The sequence below is a fragment of the Floricoccus penangensis genome (assembly GCF_001832885.1).
GTDB lineage: Bacteria > Bacillota > Bacilli > Lactobacillales > Streptococcaceae > Floricoccus > Floricoccus penangensis.
The window spans coordinates 24,624-44,433 of the sequence record NZ_MKIQ01000027.1 but is presented as its reverse complement, the minus strand read 5'-3'; the positions used below and the strand labels follow the sequence as shown (position 1 = coordinate 44,433).

The window sequence follows — 19,810 nt, the reverse complement described above, 5'->3', positions numbered from 1 at the left end:
AATAAATTTATTTTTTATTTTTATCATCAAAACTAAAAAAATATAAAAAAAATATATTAGAAATTAAATGTTATACTAGGAGTAGCTTGAAATGTAAATTGTTATTTATACTCTTATCATAAAGGAGAAAAATTAAATGTTGAAAGTGAAATTTATCGTTTCTGGACGTGTACAAGGTGTTGGCTTTCGTTGGGGAACAATGTCTTTAGCAAGAGAAATTGGTATTAATGGACTTGTCTGGAATAATGATTATGGCACTGTTGAGATTCTTGCCCAATCTGACTCAGCTAGTAAACTAATTATTTTTGAACAAAAACTGCGTAAAGGTCCTACTCAATTTGCTCGAGTTGACTATCTAGATAAAACAACTGCAAACTTTGATAATTTTAATGATTTTCAAATGGCAAATTAACCTCAGTCTTTGGACTTATTGAAAAAAGACCGTATTTACTGTATAATTACACGGTCTATAAAAATTAGGAGAACTTATTATATTGAAAAAAACATTTAGAAGAATTCTTTATTCAGGATTCACTTTATCAGCCCTTTTACTATTAACAGGCTGCGTCCAAACTAAAAATGGTCAACCAACTGGTAATGGATGGGTATATAACTTATTAGTTAAACCAATGTCTTCTATTATTGAATACTTTGCCAATAATCTTGGCTGGGGATATGGATTTGCAATTATTGGTGTGACTATACTTGTTCGCTTACTTATTTTACCACTTGGTCTTAATCAGGCTTACAAAGCAAGCTATCAGCAAGAAAAAATGGCTTATTTAAAACCTGTCCTTCAACCACTACAAGATAAGATGAAGAACGCTACAACACCTGAAGCAAAAATGGCTGCACAACAAGAATTAATGCAAGTTCAAAAAGATAATGGCGTTAGCATGTTTGGTGGTATCGGATGTCTTCCATTATTAATTCAAATGCCATTCTTCTCAGCTTTATTCTATGCTGCAAGATACACACCAGGGATTGATCAAGCTACTTTCTTCGGAATGAATCTTGGTCAAAGAAGTTTAGTGCTAGTGGGTCTTGCCGGAGTCCTTTACCTAATCCAATCATATCTTTCTACTATTGGTATGCCAGAAGAACAAAAAGCACAAATGAAGAGCATGATGATTATGAGTCCTCTTATGATTGTATTCATGTCATTATCTTCTCCAGCTGGTGTGACTTTATATTGGGTAGTCGGTGGTTTATTTGGTATCATTCAACAATTGATCACTACATTTATGATTAAACCAAGTCTTAAAAAACGTATCGACCGTGAATTTGAAGAAAATCCTCCAGTCGTAAATACAAAAGATATTAAAGATGTAACTCCGAAACAAGCAAATGTCCTTGTTCAAGAAAACATGAAAAAAAATCTTGGCAAAAATAGCAACAGGAATGCTGGTAAACAAAATAAAAATAAATAATAAAAAAGAATCATTTCATTAAGCATTGTTGAAATGATTCTTTTTTATTATTCTTTAATTGATTTTATCAACTAGATAGTCTCAACTAGTTAATTTATAACTATGATAATTGTTCATGCTCAAAAATAGTGAATAAAAAATCAAAATACGATTAAATCATATTTTGATTTTCAATATATTTAATTATTATTTTTTCACTAAACGGATTTGTATTGCTTCCATTCTAAGACTTCTTCCCTCTGTTCCTGCTAATTCTCCATTTTTTACCCATGGTTGCCAGCCAATTCCTTGAACGTGAGAACGATACTCGACATCATAGTGCTTAGCTAGTTCTCCAGTGAGAGATATTTTTAAAGCTTCTATTCGAAGAGATCTACCTCGTGTACCAGCAATCTCACCTTCTCCACACCATTCCTGCCAACCAACATCTTGGACATGAGCACGATATTTTATACTTCCATTATAAGGTCTGTCAGCTAACAATATTTTGAAAGCTTCCATTCGAAGTTCTTTACCTTGTGTACCAGCAACATCTCCATCTTTTACCCAATTTTGCCATCCATAATTTTGAACATGTGCCAGATAATTAATGTTTCCAGCATTGTTAATATCGAATTCAGTACTATCATCAGGCTTAGGTGTAATATCAGAGTTTGTGGCTATTTGAACATATCTTCTTTTACCACTTGCTGCAATATAGCTGATCCAAGTAGCATTGTCATAATTTACTTTGCTGTCATAAGCAACACTTTCGCCAGCATTATAATAACCAACAGTTGTTGATGATTTTTTAGGTTCATTTTTTATTTCAGATTTCTTATTAAATTTATATGAACCCTTTTCAGAAATTAATTTCCATGATGAATCAGATGGATTATTTACTCCAGGTTTCTTAACCAATTTAATTTCCAAAGCTTCCATTCTCAAACTTTGACCCTGAGTTCCTGCAAGCTCTCCATTTTTGACCCAAGACATCCAGCCATTATTCTGAACATGGGCACGATATTGAACATCATAATACTTAGCTAATTCACCAGTTAATCTTATTTCAAGTGCTTCCATTCGAAGTGATCTTCCTTGAGTACCTGCATAACTATTAGGTCCTACCCAGTTTTGCCAACCATCATTCTGAACATGAGCGCGATACTCAACTGATCCATCATAAGGTAGGTTACCAAGTTCTAACTTAAACGCCTCCATTCGAAGAGATCTTCCTTGAGTACCGGCCATTTCACCATCTTTTACCCAGTTTTGCCAACCATCATTCTGAACATGAGTCAAATAATTAATTTGCCCAGCTGTATTTGGATCAAAAGCAGGTCCCATATTTGAATTTGGATTTGTTGGAGTTGAAGATTTACCAATTTTTACATACAACCTTCTTCCACTATTAGTCTTATATCCCAACCATTTAAATCCATCGTTATCTATCTTACTATCATAGTTAACAGAACCACCTTCTGGATAGATAGTAACAAAGTTTGAATCTTTAGTAGGTGCATCTCTTATTTCACAATCCTCTGTGAATGTATATCTACCATATTCTGTTACGACTTTCCAAGGTGTTATAGATGCTAACCTGTATTTCGATTCCTTTATACTTGAATAATCAGATATAGATGTCAATGCATCTTCTACATCAGAAAGTTTAGTATCACTAGATTGTGTAGTAGTGTCAGAACTTTTTTGTTCTACCGAATCCTTATTATTTTCTACATTTTTAGTGCTTGATTTAACTTCTTCTTTTAATGATTCTTCACTACTCTCAGACTTAGAAATAACTTCCTCATCTTTTGAAGAATCTGTAGAAGAATCACTAGTAGATGTATTCGTTTTTGAAGCTTCTATTTTTTCGATTGAAATAAATAATCTTTCATTATCTTCATTCTTAAAACTTATCCATTTATATCCATCAAATTCAACAATTTTGTCATAATCAATTACTGTACCTTTTTTAAATTCATTATTATTATCCGAATTTGATTCTTCATTTTGAGAAATACGAGGTTCTTTTTTCGCACTACTATCTTCTTTGAGCTCAAATTTACCTTTTTCATCCTTTAAAGTCCATTCATCATTTGTTTGTGCATGTACTGAAATTGAATCCAAATTTTTAAAAACATCTTGTTTTGGTGTTGCAAAAAAAATTAATGCTGCACTACTTAGCATTAAGTACTTATAGCCTTTTTTCATTTTTTCTCCTTTATAAAATATTATTTTGTAAATTGACTATACATATATATTACTCTTTAATAACTTATGTGTCAATTATATTTTTTATATTACTTTACTATTACAGTTTTCAAATAAATGTTTTTTAAACACTACTTTAATTATATGTTCTATTTTAATCGAATTCAAATCAAAACTATTTTTAAGTTTTTAAAATATAAATAAGAGAAAATAAAAAGGGTAGCATGATTTAAAAAATCATACTACTCTCGAATTCACACATATTTATATTAGAAGCAATTTTATAAATTATTGAATTTATAAACAACATTACCTACTGTGAAACCATATTCTTCGAATACTTTAGTACCTGGTGCACTTGCACCCCAATGGTCAATTGTCAAAGTATCTCCATCAAGACCAACATATTTTGCCCAACCAAAACTTGAACCTGCTTCAATTGCTAAACGTTTACGTACAGATGATGGTAAAATTTCTTCTTTGTACTCAGAAGATTGTTCATCAAAAATATTTTGACTTGGCATAGAAACAACGCGAACAGATTTACCTTGTTTTTCAAGCTCTTTTTGAGCTTCGACAGCAAGTAATACTTCGCTACCAGTTGCAATAATAATTCCATCGATTTCACTGCCGTTTTCTTTACTTACAATGTAAGCGCCATGGTTTACGCCTTCTTCTGCTAGTTCTGCAGTATTAGGAATTACAGGTAAATTTTGTCGAGTTAATACTAAGGCAGTTGGTTTTGTCATACTATTAACTGAACGTCTCCATGCAGCAATTACTTCATTACCATCTGCGGGACGAATCACATCAATATTAGGCATTGAACGAAGACTTGCAAGTTGTTCAATCGGTTCATGGGTTGGACCATCTTCACCAACGGCAATAGAATCATGAGTTAACACATAGGTAACTGGTAATTCTTGTAACGCTGCCATACGAATTGCTGGTAACATATAATTTGAAAATACGAAGAATGTTCCACCGTATACACGAGTTCCACCATGTAGAGCAATACCATTCATTGCAGCAGTCATAGCAAATTCACGAACTCCAAACCAAATATTTCTACCAGCATAGTTTTCAGCTGTAAAATCATCTTCTGATTTCATCATTGTGTTATTTGATGCTGATAAATCAGCAGATCCACCCCAAAGGTTAGGCATCTGAGCTGCTAATTGTTGAATTACTTCTTGGCTTGTTACACGGCTTGCTGATGAAGTTCCCTCTTCATACTTAGTGATATCAAGTTCTGGAGTTTTATTTTCAAATGCTTTAGCATACTGCTCAGCAAGTTCTGGATACTCCAATGCATATTTATCAAAAAGTTCTTGCCAGTTCGCTTCTAATTTAGTTCCACGGTCCTTAACACCTTCATTAAATCTTGCTTCAACCTCTTCTGGAACTGTAAATTCAGGATAATCCCATCCGTAAGTCTTTTTAGCGTAAGCAATTCCTTCTTCACCTAAAGGAGCACCATGTACACCTGAAGTACCTTGCTTTTCAGCACCAAATCCAATAATTGTTTTAACTTCAATGATTGTTGGTTTATTTTTTTCAGCCTTAGCTGCTTCGATTGCTGAGGCAATTTCTTCTAAATCATTGCCATCTTTTACAAGAATATGTTGCCAACCATAAGATTCAAAACGAAGTTGAACATTATCAGAGAATGATTTGTCAAGTGGTCCATCTAATGAAATATCATTTGAATCATATAAAAGCACCAGTTTACCAAGTTTTAATTGTCCTGCAAGACTTGCTGCTTCTTGAGAAACACCTTCCATTAAATCACCATCACCGTTTATAGCATATGTATAATGATCAACGATATCAAAACCTGGTTTATTATATGTTGCTGCTAGGTGTGCTTCTGCCATTGCCATACCAACTGCATTTGCAATCCCTTGTCCTAGAGGACCAGTTGTTGCTTCTACACCATCTGTCCAATCAACTTCTGGATGACCAGGAGTTTTAGATTTCCATTGACGGAAATTTTTTAAATCATCAATTGATAGATTGTATCCTGCTGTATGTAATAAACTATAAAGTAAAGCTGAACCATGTCCTGCTGAAAGGACGAAACGATCACGGTTTGACCATTCTCTACCTGTTGCCGGATTTACGTTTAAAAATTTATTCCATAGAACATAAGCCATAGGTGCTGCACCCATAGGTAGTCCTGGATGACCAGAATTCGCTTTTTGGATTGCATCAATAGACAGTGTTCTTAAAGTATTTACTGCAAGTTGATCGACATTATCAAATTTCATCTTTTACTCTCCATATTTTTATCAAAATAACCAATCTTATGACTGGTTATATTCTTTATTATTATAACATATTTATTTACTGACCGTAGTAAGCGTTTGCCCCATGTTTTCTAAAATAATGCTTATCTAACAAATATTGAGGAATCTCATCCTTATTAGGATTTAAAAATTCAGTCATTAGTGCCATATGAGCTACTTCATCAAGAACAATTGAATTTTCAACTGCTTTATCAGGTGTATTTCCCCATGTAAAAGGACCATGCCCTACAGTCAAAACACCTGGAACAGCAATTGGATCAATGTTATCATTTTCAAAACGTTCAACAATTACTTTACCAGTTGCAAGTTCATACTCTTTTTCAACTTCTTCTTTGGTGAGTTGCCTTGTTACAGGTATAGAACCATAAAAAGTATCAGCGTGAGTTGTTCCATATGCTGGAATATCTCTTCTTGATTGAGCCCACATAACTGCATATGTTGAATGTGTGTGGACAATAGCATTAACATTTTCAAAATGCTTATATAGATATACATGAGTATCTAAATCTGATGAAGGTTTTAATGAATTCTCTCCAATAACGTTCCCATCCAAATCTGTTACAACCATTTGTTCAGGAGACATTGTGTCATAAGGGACACCTGAGGGTTTAATGACAATGATTCCAGCATCTCGATTGATTTCAGAAGTATTCCCCCACGTCAATACAACCAAATTACTGTCTTTCAACTTTAGATTTGCATCGCAAACGCGATTTTTCATTTCATATAATTTTTCATCACTTAAATTATTATTTGTCATTTTACAACATACCCCGCTTCTCTCATAAATGGATATATGAAGCCTTGAGCATCTTTTATTTCTTTTTCAGGTGCATCACTTATTTCACTCCACATCTCAATAACAAATGACCCATTATAATTCAATCTCTTTAGTGTTTTGAAACATCCAAGGAAATCAACACATCCATCACCGAAAGGAACTTCTTTGAATTTGCCTGGATATTCATCAGTAACGGCCAATGTATCCTTAATGTGAACTTGTGTTATGTTTGAAATATATTTTTCAAGTTCATAACCAACATCATTTTTAGGCCATGCTGAAAGATTTCCCAGGTCTGGGTATGCTTGGAAATATGGAGATGAAATTTGATCTTTTATCTTTGAAAAGCTAGACAATGAATTTATAAATGGATCATCCATAATTTCTATTGATAATAAAACTCCTTTATCTTCAGCCATCTCAACGCATTTCTGCAAATTTTCAATAAATAAGTCTCTAGTTGTCACTGATTTTTTTTCATAATACACATCATAGCCTGCTAATTGAATTGATCGAACTCCAAGATCATATGCCAAATCAATAGCCTTTTCCATCATTTCAAGTGCTTTTTCTCTTTTACTAGAATCTAAACTACCCAATGGGAATCTCCTATGACCACTAAGAGCCATTGAATGAATTTTTACACCGGTATCAAAAATTGCATCTCTTACTACTCTGCGCTCTTCTTTAGACCAATCAAGCCGAGACAGACGATCATCTGTCTCGTCAATTGAAATTTCTACAAAATCAAAATTTAATTTTTTTGCTAATTCTAGTCTTTCTCTCCATGAAATATTTTTCGGAAGAGCTTTTTCATATATTCCAATCATATTTACTCACCCCATAGACGGATAAGTTCATCTTGAAAGGCTTGTGCTGCTTTGGCAGGATTTTCAGCAGCTGTTATCCCACGTCCAGTTATAAATGTATATACAGGAATTCCTTCGAAAAGTTTAAGAGTATCCACATCTAATCCGCCAGTTACTGATACACGGAAGCCCATATCAATTAATTTTTTGACTTTAGTTAAATCTTTTTCACCCCAAGTTTCGCCTGCAAATAATGCATCTCTACTTTGATGGTAAATCGCTTGGTCAATACCAGCGTCTAACCATTCTTGTGCTTGGTCATATGTCCATTCTCCATAGAGCTCAACCTGTAGGTCTTTAACTTCTTTAGCAGCTGCTTTCATAGTCGGAATAGTTGCCGCACATATAACTGTCATCCAGTCTGCACCCGCTTTTGCAACATTGCCGGCAACTGTAGTTCCAGCGTCAGCACATTTTGTATCAGCTACAATTGTTTTTTCCGGATACATCGCCCGTACACACTTAATAGCTTGATCTCCTTCTTGCAAAACTAGTATTGTACCAACTTCTAGAATATCAACAATATCTCCAACATTTTTCACGTCTTTTAATGCACTAGGAAGATCTGAGTGATCCAAAGCAATTTGTAAATTTGGTTTTGCCATCATAATCTCCTATTTAAATCTAGTTTCTAAGTCAGTTTCTTCTTGAACACGTTGAGCAATTTCTTTAGCATTCATTACATTTTTTACGCCTACTACTGTCACACCTTTTTTCTTCGCATCATCGAACATTTTTACAAAGTTTAAAGGGGTAAATACAACATCATAATTTCTAGCTGTTGATTTTCCTTCTGAAATTGCACAGTGATGAATTTGAGTAATAGGAATACCTAATTCTTTCAGTGCTTTTTCTGTTGATTTTTTCATCATTAAACTTGTTCCTGAACCGTTTGCGCAAGATACTAATACTCTCATTTTTTCTCCTTTAATTTGTTAAATTTTTAAATTAATCCACATCATGTGTTTCTGCATAGGCATCATAATCCTCAGTAATTTGGAAATACCCTTCTGGATCTTTTCTGTATTCAAGTTGTGGAATTAAAATTAATCCTACAATAATGATTCCTACTCCTACAAATCCTAAGAATTTCATAATTACTGTGAATAATGGCCAAACAGTTACCCAGTCAAACATTCCAATGTATCCACCATATTTTGCGAGTCCAACCCAACTAGCTATTAAAGCTGATCCAGCAACCTGTAAAATACCTGATAAGAATGGTAGTAAACATGCCATCTTTATACCGCCTTTTCTATTGGCATATACTGCAAATGCAGCATTATCAAAGAATAACGGTATAAATCCTGCAATAATTATTGTTGGTGATTTAAGAAGGATTAGTAATCCTATAGTTAGAAATTGTCCAAGAGCTCCAAACATAAAACCAAGAGTTACAGCGTTCGGTGCTCCGAAGGCAAATGTAGCTGCAACGTCAATTCCAGGTACAGCACCTGGTAAGATTGTGTTTGAAATACCTGTAAAGCTTTCTGTTAGTTCAGCAACGAATGTACGAACACCTAATTGCAAAATTGCTAAATAAACTGCAAATTGAAGTGATCTAGTTAAAATATAAAATAAGAAACTTTGTGTGTCTGTAATTCCTCCATTTGCTGGACCTAAATCAATAAAATACTGACGACCCAGTACCATCATAATTGAGCCAAAGAATGCAAACATCAAGACACCTGTTGCAACCATATTTTCATTAAACATCTCTAAGAACCCAGGCAGTTCAATGTCCTCAACTTTTTTAGCTTCTTTATGATTTTTCTTTTCGCGTTTACTGTATTTTTCAGAAATCCACGAAACCAAAGCAATACCAAACATTTGTTGGTGGGCAACGGCAAAACCAGCTCCTTCTGTCAATTCTTGTGTTGGTTTTACAGTTAAGTTAGTACCTACTGCCCAATAAAGTCCAAGAATAGCTCCCATTATTAATAGTATTGGTAATCTTCCCAGCGTTGGAAAAGCAAATAGAATTAACCAAAATGCTGTTGCAGCATGCTGAACTTGTACATTACCAGTAGTAAATACTGAACGAAGTTTTGTTTGTTTTGTAAAACGTACCAGTAAAATATTAAATACAAAAGCAATTAATAGGAGAACCATTGTATCTCCAAATGTTCTACCAAATGTTTTCTCAATACCTTCTGTAACAGCATTTTGTCCAAAGTATGGATCAATTACAGTAGCGTCCAAATTGAATTTGTCTTTCAACCCTGTTAATATTGGTCGGAAGTTATCAACTAATCCTTTTGAACCTACCATCAAGATGAAATATCCGATTGTTGCTTTTAAGAAACCGGCAATACATTCGTGTATTGGTTTCTTAAGTAATAGGTAACCAACAAATACTAAAACTCCAATAAAGTATGCTGGTTGCGTTAAGATATTTGTAGCAAAATAGCTCCAAACTTTCATCAAAATCTCCATTTTTTTCTCCGTTCTCCCTTATAAAAGTTCTTTAATATCTTCTATAGATCTAGCAGCGATCAAAGATTCTATCATCCCATCTTCCATCAACAATTCTGATAGGTTTGCAATATTTTCCATATGTTCAGCAGGATTTTTTGCTGCCAATGTGAAAAATAATTGTGCATCTTTTTCTTCATTTCCATCCTCAAATGAAATAGGATTATTAAAATGTGTAAATGTTATAGCAGTTCCTTTTACCGCTTCACTTTCAGCTTGTGAGTGAGGCATTGCAACACCAGGAACTAATACAATATATGGACCATACTCTTCTACAGAATTAATTAGTTCAGAAATATATTCTTCCGTGATTAAATCCTTTTCTAAGAGATTTTCAGAACTAATCTTAATTGCATCTTTCCAATCAATTGGATTTTTTTCAGAAAATCTTATTAGGTCATTTTCTAACAAATAGTTAAGCATTTACTATCCTTTCTTTGTTGTTTACAACAATAATTATAAGAATGATGGGAATGGAGTATCATTATCAATTACAAAAGCATCATCAAATCCACGATCAAAGTTAAATTCTAAATCATCTTTGTTATCCGGGAATGTGAATTTACCACCTACTTGCCAGATATATGGTTTAAATTTATATTTAAGACGATCTTTTTTAAAGTTCCAAATTGCTGTTATTTCTTTAGGATCTGCCATGAAATTTGCCCAAATATCATGATGAACTGGGATTACAACTTCAGCATTTAGTGCTTCAGCCATACGTAGCATATCAACTGAGGTTACTTTATCTGTAATCCCACGGGGATTTTCTCCATATGCACCAAGACAAACATCAATTTTGTGTTCATTTCCATGTTTTGCAAACATGTTTGAATAATGAGAATCACCAGCGTGATAAATATTTCCACCAGGTGTTTCAAATAAATAGTTTACAGCAATTTCATTCATATCTTGAGGCATCTTTCCTTTAAGACTTTCCTCAGGGTTTGACCAAGTAACTAAGGCTGTTCTATCAAATGCTTCAAGGGCTACAATATTAACATCTTTAATTTTCACTTCATCCCCTGGATGAACTACAATTGTTTTTTCTTCGGGTACTCCCCATTTAATCCATGTGTTTACAACTTCCTGAGGTCCGATAAATTTCGCATCAGGACAATTTTGGTTTACTGCAGCAGCAGTATTAATATCCAAATGATCTGAATGAATATGTGTAACCACCAATGCATCAACATTTTTTACTGCAAAAGGATCTATTACAAAAGGTTGAGTACGTAAATTTGGTTGTTGTTTTTGAACTCCTGACATACGCATCATTTGATGCCCTTTAACCATTTTTCCAGATCCATGTGTTCTTTTACCTGTACCACACCAGAGATCACATAAAATATTTGCTCCTCCTTCAGATTTCAACCAAATTCCAGTACAACCTAACCACCACATACTTACTGTGCCAGGCTTTACATCCTCTGCCTCTATCTCTTCATTTAGATAAGTTCCCCATTCAGGAAATGTGTTTAGAATCCAACTTTCTCTTGATACATCATTAATTGTGCTCATTTGTTCCTCCAAATTTATTTTTATTTATTTCTTTAATCATATTCTACCTTTAAAAGAAACCGTTTTCAATCATTTATATGATTGTTTGCTCGCTATATGATTGTTTATGACATAATTATTGAATTTATATGACTATTTATATATTATATGGCTATAATATAATAGGTGGTGATTTATGAAAAATTCTTATACTAGCATTAGCGAAAGAAGAAGAGAAATCGTAAGGTTCGTTAGAGAACATGGTGAAGCAAATGTTGAAATTTTAGTTAAAGCCTTTGATACTTCTCCTGCAACAATCCGCAGAGATTTAGTAAACTTAAATAAAATGGGAATGATTCATAGAGAATTCGGTAAAGTAAAAGCTGTCCAGACTTCTCCTGAGGACTACAATAATGACAAAAATCAAAAGATTGAAGATATAAAAAATGAATTGGCTAAAATTGCTGCAAATTTTATAGAGGAAGATTCAACAATTTTTATTAACTCAAGCTCAGCAGCTGGGAAAGTTGCTAAATATTTAAAAAATAAACGTGTAAATATAGTTACTAATAACATTAAAGTTGCTTTTAAAGAGCATCATCCACAATCAACAATTGTATTGACTGGTGGAGAAGTTCGCTTACCAAAAGAGGCTCTCATTGGTAGCTATACGGTCGATTTCATTGATAAAATAAAATCTGATATTGCTGTCATTGGATGCTACGGTCTTTCTATAGAAAACGGTCTAACAACTCCTATACTTGCTGAAGCAAAAATCAATAATCTTATGGTAAAAAATGCTACAAAAAAAGTAATCGCAATTGCCGATTACAGAAAATTAGGTAATGTTGCAAACTTTAAAAGTGCTGAAGCAACTGAAGTTGATTATTTAATTACTGATAGCTTCGCAGATCGTAAGATAATTGCTGACTTGGAAAAAATAGGAGTAACGGTCATCCAAATTAATATTTAATTTTATAAAACTCAAAAAAGATGCAGGGGACTATCTGCATCTTTTCACTTTATTAATAAGGTATCTTACTTATCTTTAAAAATACTATTCATTTTTAATGGAATATTTTCTTTTTGAGGTGCTGGACTTTTTTTCTTTCCTTCTTGTTTATTATGCGCTTGTCTAAGCTCATTAATTTGATCTGGAGAACCAGTAACTTTTTTTGTATTGGTAAATATTAAGTCATAAAAAAACATAAAAAAAGACTTAGAATTTTCAGTTCTAAGTCCATTATTTTTATTTAAAAACTACCTTCTCCACTACTAAATGTACCACCCCCAGTAGAATGCGTTGTTGAACCCACACCTGAAGAGCCGCCTCCTGTGAAATTATTTGAATCATCCCGATGGATTATTCTTGTAGTTATAAACGTGTTAATTAGTGAATCATTTGAAGTATTTAATTTTAATTTGTAATTATTTTGCCAATCATATTTATAGGGAACTTTTTTTACTTTGTACCTAGAACGTGTTGTAAAAATCGCTCCAAATGTTGCTGTGAGACTTGCAATTATTGATCCGAAAATTGTTATAGAAACCGGAGTTTTAACTTTAGTTCTAGTAATTTCCCCTGTTTCTTCGTCAATTCTAAAATGACCCTTTTCAACACCATCTTTCACATATTGTTCAGTATCATCTAAAAATATCTGAGCACCTGAATAATAATTTTGATTAGTTAATAAAGGAGAAATTTTATCAATTATATTTTTTTTTCGCCCATCAGATAAAATATCAATCATATCTCCTGATGCATCAATAATAATTTTCCTTCTCTCCATGTCAATTAATAATATCGTAGCATTCTTATCTTTTCCAAGGTTATCCAGAATATAATAATCAGCGTATGTTCTACTGCTACCACGATCATTTTCGGTAATTGTTACAATGGCTATAGCTGATTTACTAGTTTCTTCGACCTCTTTTATTTTTTCTTCAAGTTGAGTTTTTTGCTCAGGTGTAAAAAGATTTGCTTTGTCATCTATTTTTGTAGAAAAAGTTTCATAAGCAAATACTTGATTAGTAAATACAAATAGCGCTCCAACAAATAGAAGGAAAGTTAGAATTATTTTTTTCATCCAATGTTACCTCCTAAGTATAGACCTACTAATGTTGCAAGAGCAAATACTGCTAATGCAATATAAATAAACTTTTTATAGTCAATTGGAAAATCACCGCTCACCTTTCCAGTTTGTCCATTCATTGCATAATAGTAAACTTTTTTTGATTTATCATTACTTTGATATGTTAAAAGCCAAACAGGTAATAATGTATACTCTGTCCTAATAGCAGATAACTCCATATCAGCTTGATATCTTTTCAATGAATCATAGTCAGCAACTGTTTCACGCATTATTGTTCCCGAATATTTTCCAAGCTCATCCTTTACCTTATCATTCATTTGACCATACTCAATATCTCTCTTTTCAGCTTGAAAGCCAGCTAAATATTGGCTCTTGAACGGAATAGATTCGCCTAACTCATATGGTTGTACAGCTTCTACAAAACCTTGTTTTGTATTTTTTTCCAAGGCATTTTTCACCATATCTCGGAAAACAATAGAACCTTGTCTCTCAGCCATGAACTCTTTAGTTTCAGTATATTCAATATCTCCTACAGTCCATATCCTATATTGATAACCGATAGTTTCAACTTGTCCTTCAATTCTAGCCTTGATAACCCAATATGGAAAATAAACGCCTGTCATTAATGAAATCTGTTTCTTGTTAAAGAAATTCTTTGGTATGAATCTTTTCTTTGTAGTTAAAGATAAAAATGTTTCAATCGCTTCATCTTTTTCAATTTTAAAAGGTAGTATTTTATCAGGCATATACTTACCTGATACTCTTCCTGTAAGAACGACAGGGTTATGGCAATAGTAACAATAGGTTGCAGCTGTTGTAGAGTCAGTAACAATTTGAGCACCACAATTTGAACAATTGAATACTTCCATAACTTGCTCTTCTTCAACTGTCTTTCCAGTATCTGAATCAATTTTTTTATCATCAACTTGAGTATTTTGATTTACATCTGCTTCAATATTATCATGTGCTTCATTATCTGACTCATTATTGGCTGAATTATTTACTTCTTCATTACTAGATTTTGTTGCTTCATTTATCTTGCGTGCCTTATCGTACCTATCAAGTTCTTCTTCTGTATATGTATTTAAACAATATTCGCAGTGAAAAAGTTGATCTTTTGGATTAAATTTTAAAGGACCATCACAATTAGGACATTTATAAGTGAATGTTGAATCCATTTTATTTTTCCTCTCTAATGGTTTTACAAATCACTTCCTTGTCGTCCTTAGACTGGAAGACCTTGGAATGGTTTACCACAATGTGGGCAGAATTTAGGAACACTCGCTGATAAATCAACAATTTCTCCACATTCACTACATTTCATTTCAATTTTTGCAGCGCCTGCTGGTGTTGGTTTTGCTTGTCCACAGTTTGAACAGAATTTTCCAGTATTTTTTGTATCACATTCTGGACAAGTCCAAGTATCCGAATCATTTTGGGCTGCTTTTGCTGCTTCTTCAGCCTGTCTATCCATCTGTGCTTGATTACTTTGACTAGCCTGACCAATAATGCTTCCACCAGCATTCATTCCCATACCTACACCTACAAACGCTCCACCTGCTCCATTAGGATTTTTACCTGCTTCTTCAATACCACGCGCAACTGATCCTTGAACATATCCTTCTCGAATACTAGGGTCACCAAGCATTGCACCTTTATTACGCATATTAATTAATTCAGTTGAATCATCCGTATAGGAAATACTTGCTACTGCAACTGATACTATTTCCATACCACGGTTTTCTCGCCATTCATCATCAAGTACATCAGCCATATATTTACTTAGTTCCATGCTCTTAGAAGGAACATATGAAATTCTAATGCCATCAGCTGACATTTGATTAACAGTTGATTGAAGTGCTGTTAAAAACTCAGATAGATATTGTTCATTGATATCATTAATATCAACTTGAGTTTGGTTTTTAGGAATTGCATTCACATAGAATAAGATTGGATCGGTAATTTTGATTGAATAAACACCATGTGCACGTAAGAATAACTCTGCATTATAAAAATTATCGAAATAATTTAAAGGAGCAGGCGTTCCAAACTTAATTCCTTTGATTTCTTGTAAATTGATATAAAAAACCTGTTGCTTTTGGGGAGTAACACCACCAAATTTGAAACGTGAGAATGTTTCTTTAATTGCATCTTTCAATGATCCATTAAAAAGTGAAGGTGCTGCAGCATTTTTAACCGTATAATACCCAGGCTCTGCAGTATAATCAATAATTTTTCCGCCATCAACTAATAGCATCATCATATTTGGATAAACGTGAATGACTGAACCATCTGAGATAACATCTTCAGTTCCATGTGTGTTTGAGCCACGACGAGAGTCCTTACGAACTGCTACACCTTTGGTCATAACAGTTGTATCTCCCATATTTTCTGGTTCGATGACTTCTAGCCATTGATCTCCTAGACCACCACTTACAGTATCTACTGCTGCCTTAATTAATCCCATGTTCATTCTCCTCAATTGTTAATTTTTTAATAACTACATTATATCATATTAATGTAAGCCTTTTTAAGACTTAAGTATGAAAATTTTATAATATAACGTAGTAAATTTTAGTCATAGTCTTATTTCTTTATGGATGATTCTTATAATGATAATATTAGTTATCAAATCATTTATCAAAAGGAGAATTATGTCAAAACAAACTACAGATGCACAAGTTATCAACAATTATTTTGTACAAGCTGAAACAAAAGGATTTACTTACGATTTAGACTATACTGAAAAAGATCCTGCCATCGTTAGTCAGGGAGCAACACCAACTGATATGCTTTTGGTATCTTTAGCATCTTGCCATTTAATGACCCTTGTTTCCTTCTTTAATCTCAAAAAAATTCCTTATTCAATATTGAAAGCTCACATAGATGGTGATTTTTCGTATAAAACTAATGCATGGTTTTTAGATGCCGTAGTTACTGTCACTACAAATGCTCAACTTAATTCTGAACAGATAGATGAAGCTGAGAAATTTATCCATCGTCATTGCAAAATCTCTAGTATCCTCAGTCAAAATAATGACATTAACTTAGAAATAAATATTATTTCATAAATAAAAAATCCTTTTCAATTAGAGAAGGATTTTAAAATTCTGATTTTCTCATATTACTTCTATTTTCCAAGAATTCTTCTTTCACAGTTTCAAGGCGCTCATCATTACTGATCTGTGAAAGTTTATAACCGACAAAAAATGGTGAAGCTATAAATCTAGGAACCACTTTACAAATATATTTTCCACCAATTAAATAAAAGAATAAATTGTAGGATGTGCATCTTCCATCAAAGTATCTATTCAATAAATAGTTTGTAACCTCTTTTACACCATCAGCCAAAAAATCTATTTGTGAACTATCTGAAATAATGATATTAAACTCATAGTATCCCATTATCGGATCAAGAGATATATTAATTTCAGCATTTTCAAAAGTTTCATCTAAAATTTTTAAACCAAAAAAATTTTCCTGTGTGACATCTTGATAGGCATCAGTATGATTAAGACCGACAATCTGCATATGTGGATGACGAAGACTACCGCCAGATAAAGGACCAAAGTTCTTAAAAAGGATAACCGACTCAAATTTTTCAGAAGCAATCGTCTCCAACCAGTGAGAAATTGAAAACCTGAATAACTTACGATTGTATTTGTAAGTGTAACTAGAAATATCACCGTTATGATCACTTGATTCAATAATTACAGTTTGATACGTTTCCTCAATAGTAGGATATTTATTATCTAACCAGATAATATCACCATCTGTTACCAAGATATTTGTTAATGTATCTGGATGACAGAAGGGACAAACACTATTATTATTTGGTTTTTCTTTGGCAATCTTTGGATTAAATACTAAAGGTTTATTCATAATAATTCTTTCTTAGCTTTATTTTTTTAATATATCTTAAGAATAGAATAAAAAAATCTATATATCAATCTTTTAGATACATAGATTTTTAGTAAATATTAAATAATTATCTTTCTACCAAACGTATTTGCAACGCCTCCATACGTAAACTACGTCCCTGAGTGCCAGCCATCTGTCCATTTCTGACCCAAGGCATCCAACCTACATTTTGAACATGAGCTCTGTATTCAATGTCGTAACGCTTAGATAAGTCACCTGTCAATTTAATTTCTAAAGCCTCCATACGTAACGACCTACCACTTGTCCCTGCATAATTACCTGGTCCAGACCACTTTTGCCATCCAATATTTTGGACATGTGCGCGATATTGTACAGAACCGTTTAAAGGTAATTGTCCTAATTCCAACTTAAAAGCTTCCATCCGTAATGATCTACCATTTGTTCCTGCAGTTTGGCCATCTCTCACCCAGTCTTGCCAACCAACATTTTGCACATGGGTCAAATAGTTAATCATTCCTGATTTCTTTTTGTCATATTTGGGCTCTACTTGGGGATTTCTTTTAGAATCTTGAGTATCTACAAGGTTTTGGTCACACTCAACAAATCTTCTTTGTCCATTGCTAGCAACATATGTTAGCCAAAACTTTCCTTCATTTTTTAGCACTCCATCATATTCAACTTGTTGACCTTTATCGTAAAAATCAATTGTTTTACCTGAGTTTGATGGATTATTTTTTATTTCAGATCTTTTAGTAAATGTGTATACACCTTTCTTATTTATAATTTCCCAAGGATTTTCTTTACGAGCATCTTCTCTATATACCACTTTAACTTGTATGGCTTCAATTCTCAAACTCTTTCCGGTAGTTCCAGCTATATTTCCGTTATTTACCCATGGTTGCCATCCAATATTTTGGACATAGGTTCTATACTGTACATCATATTTAGAGGATAGGTCCCCTGTTAAATTAATCTGTATAGCTTCCATACGTAAATTTTCACTTACAGTACCTGAGAGTTCTCCATCCTTTACCCATTTCTGCCAACCCCTATTCTGAATATGAGTTCTGTATTCAATTGATCCTTTGTAACTATAAGATGATGGGTGAAGACGAATTTTTATCGCATCTAAATTTAATGATTTACCAGTTGTACCCGAGGTTTGTGACTGTTTAGCCCAACCTTGCCACCCCTCATGTTGAATATGTGCAACATAATTTACTTGTCCAGGATCTTTAAAATCATTGAAGTTTGGGGCTATGCTAGAATCATTATTTATTTGAGGATTACTGATATCATAGTCAGCAATACTAACATATAATCGCTCTCCTTTTTTCGTAACATAACTTACAAATGTTACTCCTTGAACTTCTCCTTTTTTATCATAGAGTACCTTATCACCTTTATCGAAATATGCAATTATATTTTTACTTATTGGATTATCATATATAGGCGTAGATTTTTTAAAAGTATATTCTCCTCGTATATCATCCATTGTATAGCCAGCTGCTACTGTTGTTGGTCTAACTTTTTCAGAGACATCGTATGTTGAAGTTACAGCATCTTCTACGTCAATCTCTTCAAAACCGACCGGTTTTTCTGTCTCTTTATCACTGACTGACGTTGTACTTCCCTCATTACCATATTCAGAAGTTGATTTTGAAGTATCACTTTTACTATAATTTACACTTGATTCTAATAACTCACTATTTGAATTTTTGGTAAGTGATTCTTGTACAGACATATCCGGTGTAGATATATTTTCTTCAGATTCTGCTACGATAGTAAAATTCATCAATACACCACAACATAAAATTACTCCCCCCAATAAACCAAAATGTCTTAACTTTTTCATCATTAATCCTCATTTATTCTATAATTGTTAATTCTATTATATATCTAAATATTTAAATAATCAATAAATATTATAAAGTTATGTTGTTGCAATAAAAAAACTCTAGTATAAACTAGAGATCTTTTATCGCAATATTTAATTAGTCATTCAAATCTTCTAAAGTTCTTCCATGAATTCCTTTTTCAGCTTGAACTTTCTTTAATTTGTCAGGAGTAACATCGTTTCCTTCTTCGTCAACAACTTTTACACCTTCAATTTGAGAACGTAAGCTACCTTTTACACCTTCAATATAGGCTTTACGAAGCTCTGCTTGTTCTTCCAATTCTTCAGGAGTTAATCCTTCAGCTTTTTTCTTACGAGCTAGCTCGTTAATACGATTAATATGTTCATCAGTAATTGCCATAATTAACACCCCTTTATGTT

General features: G+C 33.1%; 20 protein-coding genes. 4 read left to right on the top strand and 16 right to left on the bottom strand.

The window, feature by feature from the left end; genetic code table 11:
* Window positions 1–136: 136 nt before the first annotated feature.
* Window positions 137–412 (top strand): acylphosphatase, encoded by a 276-nt coding sequence (locus tag BG262_RS04790; protein ID WP_070787747.1) that lies wholly within the window; start codon window positions 137–139, stop codon window positions 410–412.
* An 82-nt stretch (window positions 413–494) separates the two neighbouring features.
* Window positions 495–1,430: a membrane protein insertase YidC gene (yidC, locus tag BG262_RS04785; protein WP_070787746.1), complete on the top strand. Its 936-nt coding sequence runs from the start codon at window positions 495–497 to the stop codon at window positions 1,428–1,430.
* Between the two features lie 186 nt (window positions 1,431–1,616).
* On the opposite strand, the gene BG262_RS04780 is transcribed toward yidC, so the two are convergent.
* The 9 genes from BG262_RS04780 to ulaG form a co-directional block, all read right to left on the bottom strand.
* Window positions 1,617–3,623, bottom strand: a complete 2,007-nt coding sequence (locus tag BG262_RS04780) for an SH3 domain-containing protein (RefSeq protein ID WP_070787745.1) — start codon at window positions 3,621–3,623, stop codon at window positions 1,617–1,619.
* 281 nt (window positions 3,624–3,904) lie between these two features.
* Entirely contained in the window at window positions 3,905–5,893 is a 1,989-nt protein-coding gene (tkt, locus tag BG262_RS04775; protein WP_070787744.1) for a transketolase, read from the bottom strand.
* Between the two features lie 76 nt (window positions 5,894–5,969).
* Window positions 5,970–6,692 (bottom strand): L-ribulose-5-phosphate 4-epimerase AraD, encoded by a 723-nt coding sequence (araD, locus tag BG262_RS04770; protein ID WP_070787743.1) that lies wholly within the window; start codon window positions 6,690–6,692, stop codon window positions 5,970–5,972.
* Complete coding sequence (locus BG262_RS04765) at window positions 6,689–7,543, bottom strand: L-ribulose-5-phosphate 3-epimerase (protein ID WP_070787742.1); 855 nt, start codon at window positions 7,541–7,543, stop codon at window positions 6,689–6,691. Before BG262_RS04765 ends, araD begins: the two co-directional genes overlap by 4 nt.
* Window positions 7,544–7,545: 2 nt before the next feature.
* Window positions 7,546–8,187 (bottom strand): 3-keto-L-gulonate-6-phosphate decarboxylase UlaD, encoded by a 642-nt coding sequence (locus BG262_RS04760; protein WP_070787741.1) that lies wholly within the window; start codon window positions 8,185–8,187, stop codon window positions 7,546–7,548.
* 9 nt (window positions 8,188–8,196) lie between these two features.
* Window positions 8,197–8,499: a PTS sugar transporter subunit IIB gene (locus BG262_RS04755; RefSeq protein WP_070787740.1), complete on the bottom strand. Its 303-nt coding sequence runs from the start codon at window positions 8,497–8,499 to the stop codon at window positions 8,197–8,199.
* A 31-nt stretch (window positions 8,500–8,530) separates the two neighbouring features.
* Window positions 8,531–10,018: a PTS ascorbate transporter subunit IIC gene (ulaA, locus tag BG262_RS04750; RefSeq protein ID WP_070787739.1), complete on the bottom strand. Its 1,488-nt coding sequence runs from the start codon at window positions 10,016–10,018 to the stop codon at window positions 8,531–8,533.
* Window positions 10,019–10,036: 18 nt separating this feature from the next.
* Window positions 10,037–10,480 carry a PTS sugar transporter subunit IIA gene (locus BG262_RS04745; protein ID WP_070787738.1) on the bottom strand — a complete coding sequence of 148 codons (444 nt, stop codon included), beginning with the start codon at window positions 10,478–10,480 and terminating at the stop codon, window positions 10,037–10,039.
* 33 nt (window positions 10,481–10,513) lie between these two features.
* Entirely contained in the window at window positions 10,514–11,578 is a 1,065-nt protein-coding gene (ulaG, locus tag BG262_RS04740; RefSeq protein ID WP_070787737.1) for an L-ascorbate 6-phosphate lactonase, read from the bottom strand.
* A gap of 175 nt (window positions 11,579–11,753) precedes the next feature.
* Here ulaG and BG262_RS04735 point away from each other — a divergent pair, with 175 nt between their 5' ends.
* Window positions 11,754–12,530: a DeoR/GlpR family DNA-binding transcription regulator gene (locus tag BG262_RS04735; RefSeq protein WP_070787736.1), complete on the top strand. Its 777-nt coding sequence runs from the start codon at window positions 11,754–11,756 to the stop codon at window positions 12,528–12,530.
* A gap of 65 nt (window positions 12,531–12,595) precedes the next feature.
* Here BG262_RS04735 and BG262_RS10740 read toward each other — a convergent pair whose 3' ends face one another.
* Genes BG262_RS10740 through BG262_RS04720 form a run of 4 tightly spaced genes read right to left on the bottom strand, consistent with a single transcriptional unit; the run spans window position 12,596 to window position 16,117 of the window.
* Complete coding sequence (locus BG262_RS10740) at window positions 12,596–12,766, bottom strand: hypothetical protein (RefSeq protein WP_158006645.1); 171 nt, start codon at window positions 12,764–12,766, stop codon at window positions 12,596–12,598.
* 44 nt (window positions 12,767–12,810) lie between these two features.
* Window positions 12,811–13,644: a TPM domain-containing protein gene (locus tag BG262_RS04730; protein WP_070787735.1), complete on the bottom strand. Its 834-nt coding sequence runs from the start codon at window positions 13,642–13,644 to the stop codon at window positions 12,811–12,813.
* Complete coding sequence (locus BG262_RS04725) at window positions 13,641–14,828, bottom strand: ATP-binding protein (protein WP_070787734.1); 1,188 nt, start codon at window positions 14,826–14,828, stop codon at window positions 13,641–13,643. The genes BG262_RS04730 and BG262_RS04725 overlap by 4 nt, the downstream gene beginning before the upstream one ends.
* Before the next feature lie 47 nt (window positions 14,829–14,875).
* Window positions 14,876–16,117 (bottom strand): SPFH domain-containing protein, encoded by a 1,242-nt coding sequence (locus BG262_RS04720; RefSeq protein WP_070787733.1) that lies wholly within the window; start codon window positions 16,115–16,117, stop codon window positions 14,876–14,878.
* 187 nt (window positions 16,118–16,304) lie between these two features.
* On the opposite strand from BG262_RS04720, the gene BG262_RS04715 reads away from it, so the two are divergent.
* Window positions 16,305–16,721, top strand: a complete 417-nt coding sequence (locus BG262_RS04715; RefSeq protein WP_070787732.1) for an OsmC family protein — start codon at window positions 16,305–16,307, stop codon at window positions 16,719–16,721.
* Window positions 16,722–16,752: 31 nt separating this feature from the next.
* On the opposite strand, the gene BG262_RS04710 is transcribed toward BG262_RS04715, so the two are convergent.
* The 3 genes from BG262_RS04710 to BG262_RS04700 form a co-directional block, all read right to left on the bottom strand.
* Window positions 16,753–17,532: a DUF4931 domain-containing protein gene (locus tag BG262_RS04710; RefSeq protein ID WP_070787731.1), complete on the bottom strand. Its 780-nt coding sequence runs from the start codon at window positions 17,530–17,532 to the stop codon at window positions 16,753–16,755.
* Between the two features lie 106 nt (window positions 17,533–17,638).
* A complete protein-coding gene (locus BG262_RS04705) occupies window positions 17,639–19,387 on the bottom strand; it encodes an SH3 domain-containing protein (RefSeq protein ID WP_158006644.1) in 1,749 nt (582 codons plus the stop codon).
* 139 nt (window positions 19,388–19,526) lie between these two features.
* On the bottom strand, window positions 19,527–19,790 hold the full coding sequence (locus BG262_RS04700) for a DUF896 family protein (protein ID WP_070787729.1): 264 nt from the start codon (window positions 19,788–19,790) through the stop codon (window positions 19,527–19,529).
* Window positions 19,791–19,810: the final 20 nt, after the last annotated feature.

Coding starts and splice junctions, on each gene's coding strand:
- ulaA (WP_070787739.1), bottom strand. CDS start 10,018: ATGGAGATTTTGATGAAAGTTTGGAGCTATTTTGCTACAAATATCTTA.
- BG262_RS04745 (WP_070787738.1), bottom strand. CDS start 10,480: ATGCTTAACTATTTGTTAGAAAATGACCTAATAAGATTTTCTGAAAAA.
- BG262_RS04765 (WP_070787742.1), bottom strand. CDS start 7,543: ATGATTGGAATATATGAAAAAGCTCTTCCGAAAAATATTTCATGGAGA.
- BG262_RS04700 (WP_070787729.1), bottom strand. CDS start 19,790: ATGGCAATTACTGATGAACATATTAATCGTATTAACGAGCTAGCTCGT.
- BG262_RS04790 (WP_070787747.1), top strand. CDS start 137: ATGTTGAAAGTGAAATTTATCGTTTCTGGACGTGTACAAGGTGTTGGC.
- BG262_RS04730 (WP_070787735.1), bottom strand. CDS start 13,644: ATGAAAAAAATAATTCTAACTTTCCTTCTATTTGTTGGAGCGCTATTT.
- BG262_RS04710 (WP_070787731.1), bottom strand. CDS start 17,532: ATGAATAAACCTTTAGTATTTAATCCAAAGATTGCCAAAGAAAAACCA.
- BG262_RS10740 (WP_158006645.1), bottom strand. CDS start 12,766: ATGTTTTTTTATGACTTAATATTTACCAATACAAAAAAAGTTACTGGT.
- BG262_RS04755 (WP_070787740.1), bottom strand. CDS start 8,499: ATGAGAGTATTAGTATCTTGCGCAAACGGTTCAGGAACAAGTTTAATG.
- araD (WP_070787743.1), bottom strand. CDS start 6,692: ATGACAAATAATAATTTAAGTGATGAAAAATTATATGAAATGAAAAAT.
- BG262_RS04705 (WP_158006644.1), bottom strand. CDS start 19,387: ATGAAAAAGTTAAGACATTTTGGTTTATTGGGGGGAGTAATTTTATGT.
- BG262_RS04720 (WP_070787733.1), bottom strand. CDS start 16,117: ATGGGATTAATTAAGGCAGCAGTAGATACTGTAAGTGGTGGTCTAGGA.
- ulaG (WP_070787737.1), bottom strand. CDS start 11,578: ATGAGCACAATTAATGATGTATCAAGAGAAAGTTGGATTCTAAACACA.
- BG262_RS04760 (WP_070787741.1), bottom strand. CDS start 8,187: ATGGCAAAACCAAATTTACAAATTGCTTTGGATCACTCAGATCTTCCT.
- BG262_RS04715 (WP_070787732.1), top strand. CDS start 16,305: ATGTCAAAACAAACTACAGATGCACAAGTTATCAACAATTATTTTGTA.
- tkt (WP_070787744.1), bottom strand. CDS start 5,893: ATGAAATTTGATAATGTCGATCAACTTGCAGTAAATACTTTAAGAACA.
- BG262_RS04735 (WP_070787736.1), top strand. CDS start 11,754: ATGAAAAATTCTTATACTAGCATTAGCGAAAGAAGAAGAGAAATCGTA.
- BG262_RS04780 (WP_070787745.1), bottom strand. CDS start 3,623: ATGAAAAAAGGCTATAAGTACTTAATGCTAAGTAGTGCAGCATTAATT.
- BG262_RS04725 (WP_070787734.1), bottom strand. CDS start 14,828: ATGGATTCAACATTCACTTATAAATGTCCTAATTGTGATGGTCCTTTA.